Source organism: Thiomonas delicata (assembly GCF_900088825.1).
Classification (GTDB): Bacteria; Pseudomonadota; Gammaproteobacteria; order Burkholderiales; family Burkholderiaceae_C; genus Thiomonas_A; species Thiomonas_A delicata.
Genome location: NZ_LT592170.1, coordinates 1,064,563 through 1,078,646 on the forward strand (window position 1 = coordinate 1,064,563; position 14,084 = coordinate 1,078,646).

At 68.4% G+C, this 14,084-nt stretch carries 11 protein-coding genes; 5 read left to right on the plus strand and 6 right to left on the minus strand.

Annotated features, from left to right (window positions below; all coding sequences use genetic code 11):
- Positions 1-12 precede the first annotated feature (12 nt).
- On the plus strand, positions 13-930 hold the full coding sequence (phhA, locus tag THIARS_RS05010; RefSeq protein ID WP_094159739.1) for a phenylalanine 4-monooxygenase: 918 nt from the start codon (positions 13-15) through the stop codon (positions 928-930).
- On the opposite strand, the gene THIARS_RS05015 is transcribed toward phhA, so the two are convergent.
- Entirely contained in the window at positions 901-1,854 is a 954-nt protein-coding gene (locus THIARS_RS05015; protein ID WP_094159740.1) for an esterase/lipase family protein, read from the minus strand. The genes phhA and THIARS_RS05015 overlap by 30 nt on opposite strands.
- Positions 1,851-3,275 carry a coniferyl aldehyde dehydrogenase gene (locus THIARS_RS05020; RefSeq protein ID WP_094159741.1) on the minus strand — a complete coding sequence of 475 codons (1,425 nt, stop codon included), beginning with the start codon at positions 3,273-3,275 and terminating at the stop codon, positions 1,851-1,853. Before THIARS_RS05020 ends, THIARS_RS05015 begins: the two co-directional genes overlap by 4 nt.
- A 110-nt stretch (positions 3,276-3,385) precedes the next feature.
- Between THIARS_RS05020 and THIARS_RS05025 the strand changes: the two genes are divergently transcribed.
- Positions 3,386-4,330 (plus strand): MBL fold metallo-hydrolase, encoded by a 945-nt coding sequence (locus THIARS_RS05025; protein WP_094159742.1) that lies wholly within the window; start codon positions 3,386-3,388, stop codon positions 4,328-4,330.
- A gap of 219 nt (positions 4,331-4,549) precedes the next feature.
- Here the strand turns inward: THIARS_RS05025 and THIARS_RS05030 are convergent, their stop codons facing one another.
- Positions 4,550-4,984, minus strand: coding sequence for a Cd(II)/Pb(II)-responsive transcriptional regulator (locus THIARS_RS05030; RefSeq protein WP_094159743.1), 435 nt, complete (start codon positions 4,982-4,984; stop codon positions 4,550-4,552).
- A gap of 87 nt (positions 4,985-5,071) precedes the next feature.
- Here THIARS_RS05030 and THIARS_RS05035 point away from each other — a divergent pair, with 87 nt between their 5' ends.
- The 3 genes from THIARS_RS05035 to THIARS_RS05040 all read left to right on the plus strand — a co-directional run bounded on the left by THIARS_RS05035 (position 5,072) and on the right by THIARS_RS05040 (position 8,231).
- Positions 5,072-7,396, plus strand: coding sequence for a heavy metal translocating P-type ATPase (locus THIARS_RS05035; RefSeq protein ID WP_094159744.1), 2,325 nt, complete (start codon positions 5,072-5,074; stop codon positions 7,394-7,396).
- Positions 7,397-7,758: 362 nt separating this feature from the next.
- Complete coding sequence (locus THIARS_RS18550) at positions 7,759-7,932, plus strand: hypothetical protein (protein WP_186436572.1); 174 nt, start codon at positions 7,759-7,761, stop codon at positions 7,930-7,932.
- 11 nt (positions 7,933-7,943) lie between these two features.
- Positions 7,944-8,231 carry a ZIP family metal transporter gene (locus THIARS_RS05040; protein WP_141202336.1) on the plus strand — a complete coding sequence of 96 codons (288 nt, stop codon included), beginning with the start codon at positions 7,944-7,946 and terminating at the stop codon, positions 8,229-8,231.
- A 150-nt stretch (positions 8,232-8,381) separates the two neighbouring features.
- On the opposite strand, the gene THIARS_RS05045 is transcribed toward THIARS_RS05040, so the two are convergent.
- The 3 genes from THIARS_RS05045 to THIARS_RS05055 are packed head-to-tail and all read right to left on the minus strand — an operon-like array spanning position 8,382 to position 14,034.
- Positions 8,382-9,803: a TolC family protein gene (locus THIARS_RS05045; protein ID WP_094159746.1), complete on the minus strand. Its 1,422-nt coding sequence runs from the start codon at positions 9,801-9,803 to the stop codon at positions 8,382-8,384.
- Positions 9,803-12,934 (minus strand): efflux RND transporter permease subunit, encoded by a 3,132-nt coding sequence (locus tag THIARS_RS05050; RefSeq protein WP_094159747.1) that lies wholly within the window; start codon positions 12,932-12,934, stop codon positions 9,803-9,805. The genes THIARS_RS05045 and THIARS_RS05050 overlap by 1 nt, the downstream gene beginning before the upstream one ends.
- Positions 12,931-14,034, minus strand: coding sequence for an efflux RND transporter periplasmic adaptor subunit (locus tag THIARS_RS05055; protein ID WP_094159748.1), 1,104 nt, complete (start codon positions 14,032-14,034; stop codon positions 12,931-12,933). The genes THIARS_RS05050 and THIARS_RS05055 overlap by 4 nt, the downstream gene beginning before the upstream one ends.
- Between the last annotated feature and the right edge of the window lie 50 nt (positions 14,035-14,084).

The window sequence follows — 14,084 nt, forward strand, 5'->3', positions numbered from 1 at the left end:
GAGGAGACAGCGATGGCCTCGGCCGCAGTTTCCGCGTCAGCGCCGCCCGCCGTGCCGGTCACTTACGGGGAGGCCGGCATCGTCCCGCGCGGGGACTACGCCGCGGCGCAGGCCGACTACACCTGCACGCAGAATTGGCAGGCCTACACGCGCGACGAACATGCCCTGTTCGCGCGCCTGTATGCGCGGCAAATGGCGCTGCTCCCCGGCCGGGCATGTGACGAGTTCACCCATGCGCTGACCCATCTCCGGGCGCAGCGGGGCATCCCGCGCTTCGAGGACATCAACACCAGCTTGCGGCGGGCCACGGGCTGGGAGATTGCCGCGGTTCCGGGATTGATCCCCGAGAACGCGTTTTTCCGCCTGCTGGCGGCGCGGCGCTTTCCGGTGACGGTGTGGCTGCGCAAACCGCAGGAGTTCGACTACATCGTCGAACCGGACCTGTTCCACGACCTGTTCGGCCATGTTCCCTTGCTGTTCGAGCCGTCATTCGCCGACGCCATGCAGGCCTTCGGCATCAGCGGACTGAAGGCCGAAGGCCTGCATGCCACGCAGTACCTGGCCAGGTTCTATTGGTACACGGTGGAGTTCGGCCTGATGCGCACCGCGCGGGGTTTGCGCATCTACGGCGCCGGCATCCTGTCATCCGGAGGCGAGATCGGGCACAGCCTGCACAGCTCGCGGGCCCGCCGCGTACCGTTCGACCCGCTGCGCGTCATGCGCAGCCGCTATCGCATCGACGACTATCAGCCCATCTACAGCGTGATCGACAGCTTCGCGCAGTTGTTCGCGGCCACGGCGACCGATTTCGCGCCGCTGTATGCCGCCGCCGCCGCGATGCCCGACATCGCTCCGGGCGCCGTGCTGCCTGGCGAGACGATTCTCGCGCCGATGGCCGATTCAGGCGACCACGCCATCGGCACGGCCTGAGCAAGCGTCCGCGTGGTCGAGAAACCGCTGCAGGCATTGCCGCGTGACGGGGTGGAAGGCCAGGGCGATATGTCCGGCGCCGCGCACATGCACGCGCTCGGCGCCTGCGAGCCAGGCCGCATCCTCGGGGTAGACAAGCTGGTCGCAGTCGCTGGCGACACACCCGCGCGGCGGCTGCGCGAAACCGGCCTCCCTGGCCTGCAGCGCAAGCAGCCAGGGGCTGCCAGGGCGCATCTGCGAGGCGTTGATCGAGGTGGCGAACCGTGCGAGCCAGGCGCCTGCGTGCGGTGTGCCGATGGTGATCAGCCCGGCCACGCGCCCGGCGTTTTCCGGCGCGGCCGCCAGCCAGGCGCGTGCCGCCAGCCCTCCCATGCTGTGCGCCAGCAGGACCGGCGCGCAGCCCGTGCCAGCGCGCAGACGCTCGACGGCCGAATCGATGATGGCGCCATAGGCGGAGATGTCGCCGGGTAGCGGCTCCAGATTCACCGCGGCAAAGGGCGTGCCTTGTGCGTCAAGGCTGCGCATCAGCGGCGTCCAGAACGCCCGGTTGCAGAAATGGCCATGGACCAGGACGACGCCCGTCCGGTTGCGCGCACCTTGTCCTTGTCTCACGAACGGTTGGTCGGGGCAGGCTTGTTCGCGCCAGGGCTGTTGCCAGGCAAAGGCGCGCAGCGACAGCCACCACTCCGAGAGCCAGGCGCGCCAGCGCGGCCAGCCGCGACAGGCCGGCCCGCCATGGCGGGCAGACCAAGCGGCCTGCAGCGCCATGTGCAGGCCGGTGAACAGGCCATGGCCCAGCGGCAGGCCGAGCACCGCCAGCAGCAGGCCGGCCCCGGGATGTCCGGACCAGGCCAGCGCGCCGCCGAGCAGCACCAGCAAGGAGACCTGCGCAAGAAGCAGCAGACGCAGCCAGCGCGCCGTCATGCCCGGCGCTTCATCAGCGCCATCAGGCGCGAGAAGGTCTTGCCATAGGGCGGGCGTACCAGGGCCGTGCCGGCCAGGCGCGGCTGGTACAGCACGGGCTTGAGTTTGCTGAAGGTGTCGAACCCCCAGCGTCCGTGGTAATGCCCCATGCCGGAAGGGCCGATGCCGCCGAACGGGAGGTCGTCCTGGGCCACGTGCATCAGGATGTCGTTGACCGTCACGCCGCCGGCATGCGTGGCGCGCAGTGCGTGCGCCATGCGTTTGCGATCGTTGTCGAACCAGTACAACGCCAGTGGCCGTGGCCCGGCGTTGACGTGGGCGATGGCCTGGTCGAGATTATCGTAAGGCACCAGCGGCAGCCAGGGACCGAAGATTTCTTCCCGCATCAGCGCAAGGTCGTGTGGCGGGTCGAGGCACAGGGCGGGCGCCAGGCGGTGCTGCAGGTCCTGGCTTTGCGGCCCCGTGAACAGCGGACGCACGCGCACGCCCGCCGCGCGCGCCTGCGCCAGCAGAGTGGCGAGGCGGCCGTAGTGGCGCAGATCGATGATGCTGCAGTAGTCCGGGCTTTGCAGGCCGTGCGGGTAGAGCTGCCGCGCGGCCTGCTCGCAGGCGTCGGCGAAGGACTCCATCTCGGCGCGGGGCAGCAGCACGTAGTCCGGCGCGACGCAGGTCTGTCCGGCGTTCACCAGCTTGCCGGTGACGATGCGCATGGCGGCGCGCCGCAAGTCCTGCCCGGGGGCGAGCACCACGGGGGATTTGCCGCCGAGCTCCAGCGTGACCGGCACAAGGTTGGCGCTCGCCGCGGCCATCACCCGCTTGCCCACCGCAGTGGAACCGGTGAACAGCAGGTGGTCGAAGGGCAGCGCTCCGAACGCCGCGGCCTCGTCGGCTCCGCCGGTGAACACCGCGAGCTCGTCCGGGTCGAATCTGCCGCTGACCAGGCTGGCGAACAAGGCCCCGAAGGCCGGACTGAATTCGGAGAGTTTGACCATCGCCCGATTGCCAGCGGCGAACGCCGAGGCCAGTGGGCCGGCCGCCAGATACAGGGGATAGTTCCACGGCACGATGATGCCCACCAGGCCGAGCGGTTGGGGCAGCACGCGGGCGCGCGCAGGCCGGAACCAGAGGGAGGTGGAGGCGCGGCGCGGCCGCATCCAGGCGCGGCCGTGCCGCAGCGCATGGCGCAGGGCTTCGAGCGAGGGCACGATGTCGAGCATCTGGGTTTCGGCCGCGGCGCGGTGGCCGAAATCGCTGGAGATGGCCTCGCACAGCGCCGTCTCGTTGTCGTGGATGAGGGCGGACAGGCGCCGCAGGCGATCGCGGCGCACGGCCCAGGCCGCATAAGGTTGCGCGCGGCTGGCCGCGTGCAGGCGCTCATACGTGGCGCGCATATCCGAGGAAAACAAGGGAGGTCTGTCCATGCCGGTACCTCGCGGGTCGCTTTGGCTTATGCTAATTCGCTTCGGCTGGATGGGCCCAAATCTGTGCCCGCAACGCGGCCTTCGTCCATGCGCCCAACCTGAGCAAGGCCATGTTCCCGTCATCGCTTCCTTCGTCGATCCGCGTGCTCGAGCGCGGCTGGCTCTCGGCCAACAACATCGTGTTCCTCGACGACGCGCGTACCGCCAGCGTGGTGGATACCGGCTATGTGCGGCACGCCGCGCAAACCGTGGAGCTGGTGCGGCACGCGGCGGGCGGGCGGCATCTGGCGCGCATCGTCAACACCCATTTGCACTCCGATCATTGTGGCGGCAACGCCGCGTTGCAGGCTGCCTACGGGGGGACCGAGCGCTGCGCCATCATCGTCCCGGCCGGAGAAATGCAGGCGGTCAACAATTGGGACGAGGATGCCCTGAGCTTTCGCTCCAGCGGCCAGCAGGCCGCCAGCTTTTCGGCCGCCGCCGAACTGTCCGCGGGCGATGTGCTGGAGCTCGGCGGCATGCCCTGGCAGGCGCATGCCGCCGCCGGCCACGATCCGCACGCGCTGATGCTGTTTCAGCCCGACGAACGCCTGCTCATCAGCGGCGATGCTTTGTGGGAACTGGGTTTCGGCGTGATTTTCCCGGAGATGGTGGGCGAGCCCGGATTCGCGCTGACCCGCGCCACGCTGCGGACGATCGAGGCGCTCGCCCCCGCCTTGGTGATTCCCGGTCACGGCGCGCCGTTCACCGATGCCGCGGCTGCGCTGGCGCGCGCGCATGCGCGTCTGGATGCCTTCGAAGCCGCGCCCGAACGGCATGCCCGGCACGGCCTGCGCGTGCTGCTCAAGTTCCATCTCCTGCAGCAAAGTTCGGGCATCGCGCTGGGCGCGCTGTTCACGTGGTTCGCCGGGACCGATTTCGTCGCGCGCACCTTGTGCTGCTTCTGGCCGCACGTCGAACCGCGCACGGTGTTCAACGAGATGCTGGATTCCTTGTTGCAGACGGGGCTGGCACGCAGCAGCGATGGCCTGGTGTTCGACGCCGATGCGCCATGAGCTCAGATTCGCCCGGTTGCGCAGCCGGGTTGGCAAAGATATGTGCCGAGTATCGGAATCCGCCAGCAAACTGCTCCGGCCTTGACCGGCCTGCGCCAGATCGATCATCTGCTGGCGAAACTCCGCGGGGTAAGGGAGCCTTGGATACGGATAAATCGGACTTCCTTGTTGATGAGCGCTAAGGTGAACGCGAACAGGTGGCAACCTTAGTTCGCCGCTTTAGTTTTTACGCAGTGCGTGGCAACGACAGGCCCCTCCCACACTGGCCTGTTCCAAGTTGCGCAGGATGCCGCAGTCGCTCGCGGTCTGATTGACACGACAGGTTTCGCGCAGCGCGTGCAACTGCTGCTCCAGCAAGCGCAGCGATTCGACCTGATGATGAATGCGCGCGATCTGCTGGTCGATGAGATGGTTGATGTCGTCGCACGCCGATTCAGGATGCTCCTGAAAGCTGCGCAACACGCGCACGTCCGGCAATCCCATGCCCAGCGAGCGGCAGTGGCGAATGAAGTTGAGCTGCACCAGGTGGGCGCTGGTGTAGTTGCGATAGCCGTTGCCCTCGCGCGCGGGCGCGTCCAGCAAGCCCTCGCGCTCGTAAAAGCGCACCGTCTCCACATCGCAGTGGCCGCGCCGCGCCAATTCCCCGATTCGCATGATGCATTCCCCTCTCGTGCAAGGCACTTGACCCTGTAGCAGGTACAGGCTGTTCAATGATCGCACTGTTCACCGAGATCCGCCATCATGAGCCAGCACGACCCCACCAGCACAGCGTTACGCCTGCCCGTCCAGGCGCAAGACCATGGACCCGCCTGCGACCGCGATCATGGCCAACGCGGCGACCCTGATTCGCATGTCCATGCGGCGGCCGATGCCTGCTGCGCCCCGGCGACACAGACCGATTGCCTCACGGGGGCGTGCAACACCAATCCGGCGCCCGAAGGGACCCGCCGGGTTCGCTACCGCATCGACAAGATGGACTGCCCGACCGAGGAGCGCCTGATCCGCAACAAGCTGGAGGGGATGCCCGGGGTTGTCCAACTCGACTTCAACCTCCTGCAACGGGAACTCACGGTGTATCACCGCTTGGAGCAGCCCCAGGAGATTGCCGTGGCGCTGGACAAGCTGGGCATGGCACCCAATTTGCTGGAAGCCAATGCGCCGGTGTCCGTGCTTCCCCAGGCCTTGAGCCCGCGGCAAAAAGGTCTGCTCGCCGTGGCGGGTGCCGCCGCCGTCGCGGCCGAGGTCATCGCCTGGTCGAGCGGGCGTGAGACCTCGTGGATGGTGATGGCGCTTGCTGCCGTGTCCATCCTCAGCGCCGGCCTGCCCACCCTCAAGAAGGGCTGGATCGCGCTCAGGAATCTGACCCTCAACATCCATTTCCTGATGTCCATCGCCGTGGCCGGCGCCGTGGCGCTCGGCAAGTGGCCCGAAGCGGCGATGGTGGTGTTCCTGTTCGCCGTGGCCGAAGCGATCGAGGCGCTGTCGCTGGAGCGTGCCCGCAACGCGATCAAGGCGCTCACGGCCATCGCGCCGGAAACCGCCGAGGTCAAGGCCGGCGAGGCCTGGCAGACCAAGCCGGTGGCCGAGGTGGCGGTCGGCAGCCGCATCCGGGTGCGCACTGGCGCGCGAGTGCCGCTGGACGCACGCGTCGCGTCCGGTCGCGCGGCGCTGAACCAGGCGCCGATCACCGGCGAAAGCTTGCCCGTGGACAAGCAGGCGGGCGACCTGCTCTATGCCGGCAGCATCGTGGCCGATGGCGTGGTGGAAGCCACCGTCACGGCCTCGGCCGGTGACAGCACCTTGGCCCGCATCGCCCTGGCCATCCAGAGCGCGCAGTCACAGCGCGCGCCGACCCAGCGTTTCGTCGATCAATTCGCGCGCTACTACACCCCCGCGGTTGTGGTCTTCGCCATCGCCGTGGCCATCCTCGGCCCGCTGCTGAGCGGTGGCGGCTGGAGTTCCTGGCTGTACGAGGCCTTGGTCATGCTGGTCATCGCCTGCCCCTGCGCCTTGGTGGTGTCGACCCCAGTCACGGTGGTCAGCGGTCTTGCGGCGGCGGCCCGGAGGGGCATCCTCATCAAGGGCGGGGTGCATCTCGAAGGCGGCCGGCTGCTCAAAGCCGTGGCGCTCGACAAGACCGGCACCCTGACCCGCGGCAAGCCTGCGCTGACCGACGCCATCCCGCTTGGCGACATGCCCATCGCGCAAGCCCTGCGGATCGCCGCCAGCCTCGATGACCCCAGCACGCACCCGGTCGCCCAGGCGCTGGTTGCCGGTTGGCGCGCGCAGCAGCCGGGCGCCGCAGTCATGCCCGTCGAGGATTTCGGCGTGCTCCAGGGGCGTGGCGTCAAGGGCAGCATCGCCGGTCAGGTTTGGCATCTTGGCAATCACCGCCTGGTCGAAGAGATCGCGGTCTGTTCCGCAACGCTGGAGGCGCAGCTTGCCGTGCTGGAGCGTGCCGGCAAGACCGCCATCGTACTGTGCGACGCGGCCGGTCCGGTGGCCGTGTTTGGCGTCGCCGACACCTTGAGGCCGCAAAGCGCGCAGGCCATTGCGGCCTTGAAGACGCTGGGTGTCGAACCGGTCATGCTGACCGGCGACAACCCGGCCACGGCACGGGCGATTGCCGTCGAGATCGGCATCAAGGATGCGCGCGGCAATCTGCTGCCGCAGGACAAGCAGGCCGCCGTTGCCGAACTGCATGCGCGCTACGGCTTCGTCGGCATGGTCGGCGACGGCGTGAACGATGCGCCGGCGCTGGCCCGTGCGAATATCGGCTTCGCCATGGGCGCGGCCGGCACCGCCACCGCGCTGGAAACCGCCGATGTCGCCATCATGGACGACGACCCGCGCAAGATCGCCGATTTCATCCGCTTGAGCCGGCGCACCGCCGCGATCCTCAAGCAGAACATCACCCTCGCGCTGGGCATCAAGGCGGTGTTCTTCGCCTTGGCCCTGAGCGGCGTGGCGACCCTGTGGATGGCGGTGTTCGCCGACATGGGGGCCAGCCTGCTGGTGGTGTTCAACGGCATGCGGCTGCTGTCGCTGCGCCGCGCAACGGCTTGATGTTCTGGGTCGACAAGATCATCGAGCGCAGCCAGCGACAGGAGGCGGCCAACGCACCACAGCAAGCGGGCCGTCCATCACCATAGCCTGAAAGTGATGGCCAAAACGACGGCCACCACAACGGTGTTAAACACCATGGGCGCCATGGCCCGATGCAGGGCCGGCAATCGTTCTGGAAAGAAATTTTCGACTGAGACTGCAAGGCGTTTGAGCACGGGGCACGTTGGCCGCGAGGCCACGCGCCCCGTCCAACAATCGGCGCATGCCCGGCGCCGGGAATGATGGTGAACACCCGGCCAGCTTCGTTTTTTTCATATCGACCACCCCACACCGTAACTGGGCCGCGTGAGCGATTTGCCCTGATGAACGCGTTCTTGAACGTGCTGGCCTATGCCACCATCCCTGCTGCTGTCGTTGTGATCGGCGGTATCGTCGGCGCTGTTCGCACGCACGGGGCTGCAGCCCGCAGCGCCGTGCAGCATTTCGCAGCCGGTGTGGTGTTGCTGCGTTGGCCACGGAGCTCTTGCCAGACGTGATGCACCGGGCGTTGACGCTCGTCACGATCATCGGCTTTTCCCTTGGTGTAGCGGTCATGCTGGGGCTGAAAATGCTGACACAAGCGCCAGACCAAAACGCGCTTGAAGGCCAGGAACCGAAGCGCCAGCCACGCAGCCTGATTCTCACCCTGGCTGTCGACTTCACCCGCGATGGCCTTCCCATCGGCGTCGGTTTCGCCGCAGGTGCGAAACAAGGCGTGCTGTTCACCATCGCTCTGGCGCTCGAAGCCTTTTTCCTCGGCTTTCTCGTCTTGCTCGTGTTCGAGATGCTTGTTTAACCAAACTATGGCGCCCTGGGCCGTCTTGCGGCAGGACTACAGGCCATGCCAGTTCAGGCGGTAGCGAGTCAAGCGTTCAGCACGCTGCTTCCTGTCACTTCACGCTGAGGTAGCAGGAAGTCTTGACCAGCTGGTCTGCTGCAGAACGCTTCACTGGGGCTGGACTGGGTTTGCCGCCGGCATCACCGCTGCGCTGGATGACGCATCGAACAGCAGCCCGGCCTGCAGCTTGAGCAGCGCTGCCGACTCGGCGGCGTCGAAGCGCGATTGCAGCGCCTGCCGCACCGCGTCGAGCGCGCTGCGGCGGGCCAGCAGCCAGTCAGAGATGCCCGCTTCGCCCAACTGGTAGGCGCGCAACATGCGGACACTGGCCTGGATCTGCACCTGCGCGGCCTGATCCATCGCTTTCGCGCCCGCGGCCTGCGATTGGGCGGTGGCCCAGAGCCGCTGGAATTCGGCCAGCGTCAGCGCCTGGGCGTCGCGCAAGCGCCATTGCGCGGCGTCCACTTCAGCCAGTGCGGCGCGCTCGGTCGACACGCGCGCCGGGCCGCCGAAGGGCATGGCAAACTGCAGGCCGATGATGCGCTCGCGACCGCCGCGATCGGCGCCAACGTAGGCTCCCACCGTTGGCTGCGGGGTGCGCGCTGCCGTGGCCTGTCCAGCCTTTGCCTGCGCCTGTTGCAGCGCGGCGCGGTCGCGCGCGAGGGTGGCGCTGTTTTGTTCCACGAGGGCGCGCAGGGCATCGGCCGGCTGATCGGGAAGGACGAGCTGCGCCGTGCTCCCCGCCTGCCCGCTCAGGGTGGTGTCGCCCGCGAGCGCGGGATAGCGCGCCTCCAGCGCGGCGCGGCTGCTCGACGCCAGCCCTTGCGCGAGCAACAGTGCGGACTGCGCGCGCGCTTCCTCGGCCTGCATCTGCTCCAGTTCGAGCACGCTGGCGTCGCCTAGCGCCTTGCGGCGCTGCAAGGCATGCACCTGCCCCTGCATCAAGCCGAGGTTCTGCTGCGCCAGCGCCGCCTCGGCCTGGGCGCGCTGCGCGGCGAACCAGGCGGCGAGCACATCGGTCAACAGTTGTTGCCGTGCACCGATCAAGCCGGCGTTGGCCGATGTGGTCAAGGCGTCCGCCATGCGGTTGTCGGCCTGCGCTTGAGACGGCAGGCGGATTTGACGGTTGATCAGCACCTGCCATTCGGCGTAGTTGCCGTTGTCCGGCGGGGCGTCGATGCGGCGCTGCTGCACCTGCGCCTGGCCGGTGAACTCTTGCGTGCCGGAGCGCAGCGCCTGGCCGTTTTGCAGGGCGGCCTGCCGCATGGCCTGCGCCTCGTGCAGCAGGGGCGTGTCGGCCAGCAGCCGGTCGAGCTGGGCGAATGACGGCAGCGTGGGACGCGGCAGGGCGCTCAACTGCGGCAGCATGTCCTGCGCGATGGTCGACTCGGGTGCTTGCGCCGACGGCTTGGCCGGCGCGGAGCCAGGCTGTGGCGCACCACCGGCCAGTGCCGGTAGGGACGTGGTGAACAGCAGCGCCAGTGCGGCAACCAAGGCGCGCAGGGCAAAGGGTCGAGAGGTGAAATCCATCAGACGTTCTCCGTCGGGTTGGCCGCTGCTTCGGCTTCGCGCTCCTTGCGCGGCAGGCCGAAGCGGGCGAACAGCAGGGGCAGCAACACCAGGGTCAGGGCGGTGGAACTCAGCAGCCCGCCGACCACGACGATGGCCAGGGGCTTTTGGATTTCCGAGCCCGGCCCGGTGGCCGACAACAAGGGGATGAGACTGAGCGCGGTGATGGTGGCGGTCATCATCACCGGGCGCAGGCGGCGCATGGAACCATCGCGCACCGCCTGCGGCAGCGGCAGGCCGCGCTGCAGCAGTTCGTTGAAATGGCTGACCAGCACCACGCCGTTGAGCACGGCGATGCCCAGCAGGGCGATGAAGCCGACCGAGGCGGGCACCGACATGTATTGCCCGCTGGCCCACAGCGCGAGCACACCGCCCACCAGCGCGAACGGAATGTTGGCGAACACCAGCACCGACTGCCGCGCCGAGCCGAAGGTGGTCATCAGCAGCGCGAAGATGAGCGCCAGCGCCACCGGCACCACCAGCCCAAGGCGGGCGGCGGCGCGTTGCTGGTTCTCGAACTGACCGCCCCACTGCAGGCGCACACCCTCGGGCAGCTTCACCTTGGCGGCCACGGCTTGTTTGGCCTCGGCGACATAGCTCACCAAGTCGCGTCCGCTCACATTGGTCTGTACCGCGGCGAAGCGGCTGCCGTCCTCGTGCGCCACCAGCACCGGGCCCTGGGTCGGCTTGAGCCGTGCGAGTTGCGACAGCGGGTAGGCGGTGCCGTCGGGCGCGGTGAGCATCACATGCGAGAAGGCTTGCGGATTGCTGCGCAAATCGGCTCCGCCGCGCAGCAGCAGGGGCGTGCGGCGCACGCCTTCGAGCACGATGCCTTGCGGCTGGCCTTCGACCAGGGCGCGCAAGTCTTGCTGCAGGCTGTCCACATCGAAGCCGGCGCGGCCTGCGGCGAGGCGATCGACCTGCACCGTGAGATATTGCACGCCCTCGGGACGCGCCGCCAGCACTTCCTGCGCGCCGGGAACGGCCTTGAGCACCTGCGCGACTTGCTGCGACAAGGCACCGAGCTGGGCGATGTCGGGGCCGAAGATCTTCAGCACCAGATCGCCGCGGCTGCCGGTGAGCATTTCCGACACGCGCATCTCGATGGGCTGGGTGAAGCCGAAGTCCACGCCGGGAAAACGCTCCAGCACCTCGCGCATCGCTGCGATCACCTGGTCCTTGCTGCCGCGCCATTCCGATGCGGGCTTCAGGACCAGGAACGTATCCGTCTCGTTCAACCCCATCGGGTCGAGACCGAGGTCGTCCGAGCCGCTGCGGGCGACGATGGACTCGATCTCGGGAACTTGTTTCAGCAGCGCCTGCTGCACCCGCAGGTCGAGCGCGGCGGTCGCGCCCAGGCTGACCGAGGGCAGTTTTTGCAACTGCACGATCATGTTGCCCTCGTCGAGCGTCGGCATGAAGGTTTTGCCCACGCGGGTGTAAGCCCATCCCGCGGCGACCAGCGAGAGCAGCGACACCGCGACCACGATGCGGCTGTGGGCGAAGCTCCAGTTCAGCACCCGTTGATAGCCCGCCGAGAGTTTGCGCACCAGCCAGGGGTCGCTGTGCGGAACCGTTTTCAGCAGGAACGACGCCATCACCGGCACGATGGTCAGCGCGATGAGCAGCGACGCGCCCAGCGCGAACACGATAGTCAGCGCCACCGGGCGGAACAGCTTGCCCTCCAGCCCTTCGAGGCTGAGCAGGGGCAGGAACACGATGGCGATGATGGCCACGCCCGCCAGCACCGGGCCCGACACTTCCGCCACCCCGCGCATGATGCGTCCCAGGCGGTCGGTGGTCGCTGCGCCGGGGCTGCGGTCAGGCGCATTTTCCGGGTCGTGCGCCATATGGTTGACCAGGTTCTCCACCACCACCACGGCGGCGTCGACCAGCATGCCCAGGGCGATCGCCAGACCGCCCAGGCTCATCAGGTTGGCGCTCAAACCGGCCCAGCGCATGAGGATGAAGGTGGCCAGCGCCGACAGCGGCAGCGTGATCGCCACCACCAGCGCCGCGCGCCAGTTGCCGAGGAACAGCAGCAGCATCACCAGCACCAGCGCCACGGCTTCGCCTAAAGCGCGGGTCACGGTGCCCACAGCGCGCTCGACCAACTGGCTGCGGTTGTAGAACACGCGCAGGGTCATGCCTTGCGGCAGGCGCGGTTCCAACTCGGCGAGGCGTTCCTTCACGCCGCGAATCACCTGCTGCGCATTGGCGCCGCGCAGGCCGAGCACGATGCCTTCCACCGCTTCGCCCTGGCCATCGGCGGTGACGATGCCGTAGCGCGTGCTGCTGTCCACGCTCACCTGCGCCACGTCGCCCACCCGTACGGGCGTGTCGCGCACTTTGGCGACGACGCTGTTGCGAATGTCGTCGGCATTGGCGAAGGCGCCTTGCACCCGCACGATGCGCGTTTCTTCGCCCTCGTCCAGGCGGCCCGCGCCGTCGTTGCTGTTGTTGGTTTGCAGGGCCGTGCGCAACTGGTCGAGCGACAAGCCCCAGGCCGAGAGCCTGGCCGGGTCCGGGCGCACCTCGAACACGCGCACGTCGCCGCCGAGCATATTGACGTCGGCCACGCCCGGCACGGTGCGCAGCACGGGACGGATCAGCCATTGCAGCGCGCTGCGCCTGGCCTCAAGACTGGCGTCGCCGCCGACGGTGAACATGAACAGGTCCGACAAGGGCGTGGTGATCGGCGCCAGCCCGCCTTGCGCCGATGCGGGCAACTCGCCGCGCACATTGGCCAGCGCCTCGCCCACCTGTTGCCGCGCCCAGTACACGTCGGTGCCTTCGGCGAAGTCCACCGTGATGTCGGCAATGCCGTACTTCGAGACCGAGCGCACGATGCTCTTGTGGGCGATGCCCAGCACCTCCTGCTCGATGGGCAGGACGATGCGCGTCTCCACTTCCTCCGGGGTCATGCCCGGCGCCTTCATGATGATCTTCACCTGCGGCGACGAGACATCGGGAAAGGCGTCGATGGGCAGCGCGCGCCAGGCCACGATGCCGCCCGCGACCAGCGCCAGCATGGCGCCGAGGGTCAGCAGGCGCTGACGCAGCGCGCCATGCGTGAGGAACATGAGGTTCATGGGGTCACCTCGCCTGCCGCGGCCTTGATCGCCACCACGCTGGCGGCAGCAACCTTGTCACCCGCCTTGAGCGCACCGCTGACCATCACGGCGTCATTCAAGCGTCCGGCAACGGTGACGGGCACGATGCGGAACCCATCTTTGACCATCACGAGCACCGCGTCACGCCCCTCGATCTGCGTCACCGCCGCGGGCGGCACGCGCCATACCCCGGCTTGCGCCGGCAGGCTCAGGCGCGCCAGCACCACGGCGCCGGCCTGCAAGCCGCCGGGCTGGGTGACGCGCACCCGCAGCAGCACGCTCTGCCCCGCATTCAACGCCGTGGATATGGCTTGCACCACGCCGCGCGCCTGCGACTCCGGCACGGTCACCGCTGCGCCAACGTGCAGCGCTGCGGCCTGCTGCGGGCTGGCGTCGATCTCCAGCCAGAGCTGGCCTTGCTGCGCGATGCGGAACAGCGGCGCGGCCATGTCCACCCGCTGCCCCGGCAGGGCGGTGGTTTCGGTGATGACCCCGGCGATGGGCGCGCGCAGCACGGCCAAGCCATTCAGCCCGGGGCCTGCCGCGGCCAGCTTGAGCGCCAGATCGCGCTCGGCCAGCAGGGTCTGCGCTTCGCGGTGCTGGGCGCGGGCGGTATCCAGCCGGGCGCTGGGCACGATGCCTTCGTTCACCAATGTGGTGTCGCGCTGCAACTGGCGCCGCGCCAGATCGAGCCGGCTTTGCGCCTCGCTGCGCTCGCGCTGCAACTGGGCGATTTGCGGGCTGCTGAGTTCGGCCAGCGGCTGGCCGCTTGTCACCGCGTCGCCGGGGTTGACCAGCAAGCGGGTGATCAACCCGGCGGCGGGCGCGGCCACCACCGCCTGCTGCGACAGCGGCACGGTCACGCGGGCGGGCAGATCGATCTGCGCGGCGGTGGCGGCCTGCACCACCGCCAGACGCACGCCCAGCGCGGTTTGCTGGTCGGTCGAGATGGCGATGACGCCGGGTGTCGCGGCAGTGGCGGTGGCGGGCAAGGCGGCGAGGACCGCGATCGCGAGGCCCAAGTGGGCGGCGAACAGGGTGCCGGCAAATGGCGCGCGTGAAAAGATGGTTCGAGGCATCTGTCATCCCGGATGGCCGGGCTCCTTCAAGGGCGGGCAGGGTGCGTGCA

What these genes read in the sequence shown, in the direction of transcription:
- phhA (WP_094159739.1), top strand. Translation starts at nt 13, where the DNA reads ATGGCCTCGGCCGCAGTTTCCGCGTCAGCGCCGCCCGCCGTGCCGGTC.
- THIARS_RS05035 (WP_094159744.1), top strand. Translation starts at nt 5,072, where the DNA reads ATGAGCCAGCACGACCCCACCAGCACAGCGTTACGCCTGCCCGTCCAG.
- THIARS_RS05030 (WP_094159743.1), bottom strand. Translation starts at nt 4,984, where the DNA reads ATGCGAATCGGGGAATTGGCGCGGCGCGGCCACTGCGATGTGGAGACG.
- THIARS_RS05045 (WP_094159746.1), bottom strand. Translation starts at nt 9,803, where the DNA reads ATGGATTTCACCTCTCGACCCTTTGCCCTGCGCGCCTTGGTTGCCGCA.
- THIARS_RS18550 (WP_186436572.1), top strand. Translation starts at nt 7,759, where the DNA reads ATGAACGCGTTCTTGAACGTGCTGGCCTATGCCACCATCCCTGCTGCT.
- THIARS_RS05015 (WP_094159740.1), bottom strand. Translation starts at nt 1,854, where the DNA reads ATGACGGCGCGCTGGCTGCGTCTGCTGCTTCTTGCGCAGGTCTCCTTG.
- THIARS_RS05020 (WP_094159741.1), bottom strand. Translation starts at nt 3,275, where the DNA reads ATGGACAGACCTCCCTTGTTTTCCTCGGATATGCGCGCCACGTATGAG.
- THIARS_RS05055 (WP_094159748.1), bottom strand. Translation starts at nt 14,034, where the DNA reads ATGCCTCGAACCATCTTTTCACGCGCGCCATTTGCCGGCACCCTGTTC.
- THIARS_RS05050 (WP_094159747.1), bottom strand. Translation starts at nt 12,934, where the DNA reads ATGAACCTCATGTTCCTCACGCATGGCGCGCTGCGTCAGCGCCTGCTG.
- THIARS_RS05025 (WP_094159742.1), top strand. Translation starts at nt 3,386, where the DNA reads ATGTTCCCGTCATCGCTTCCTTCGTCGATCCGCGTGCTCGAGCGCGGC.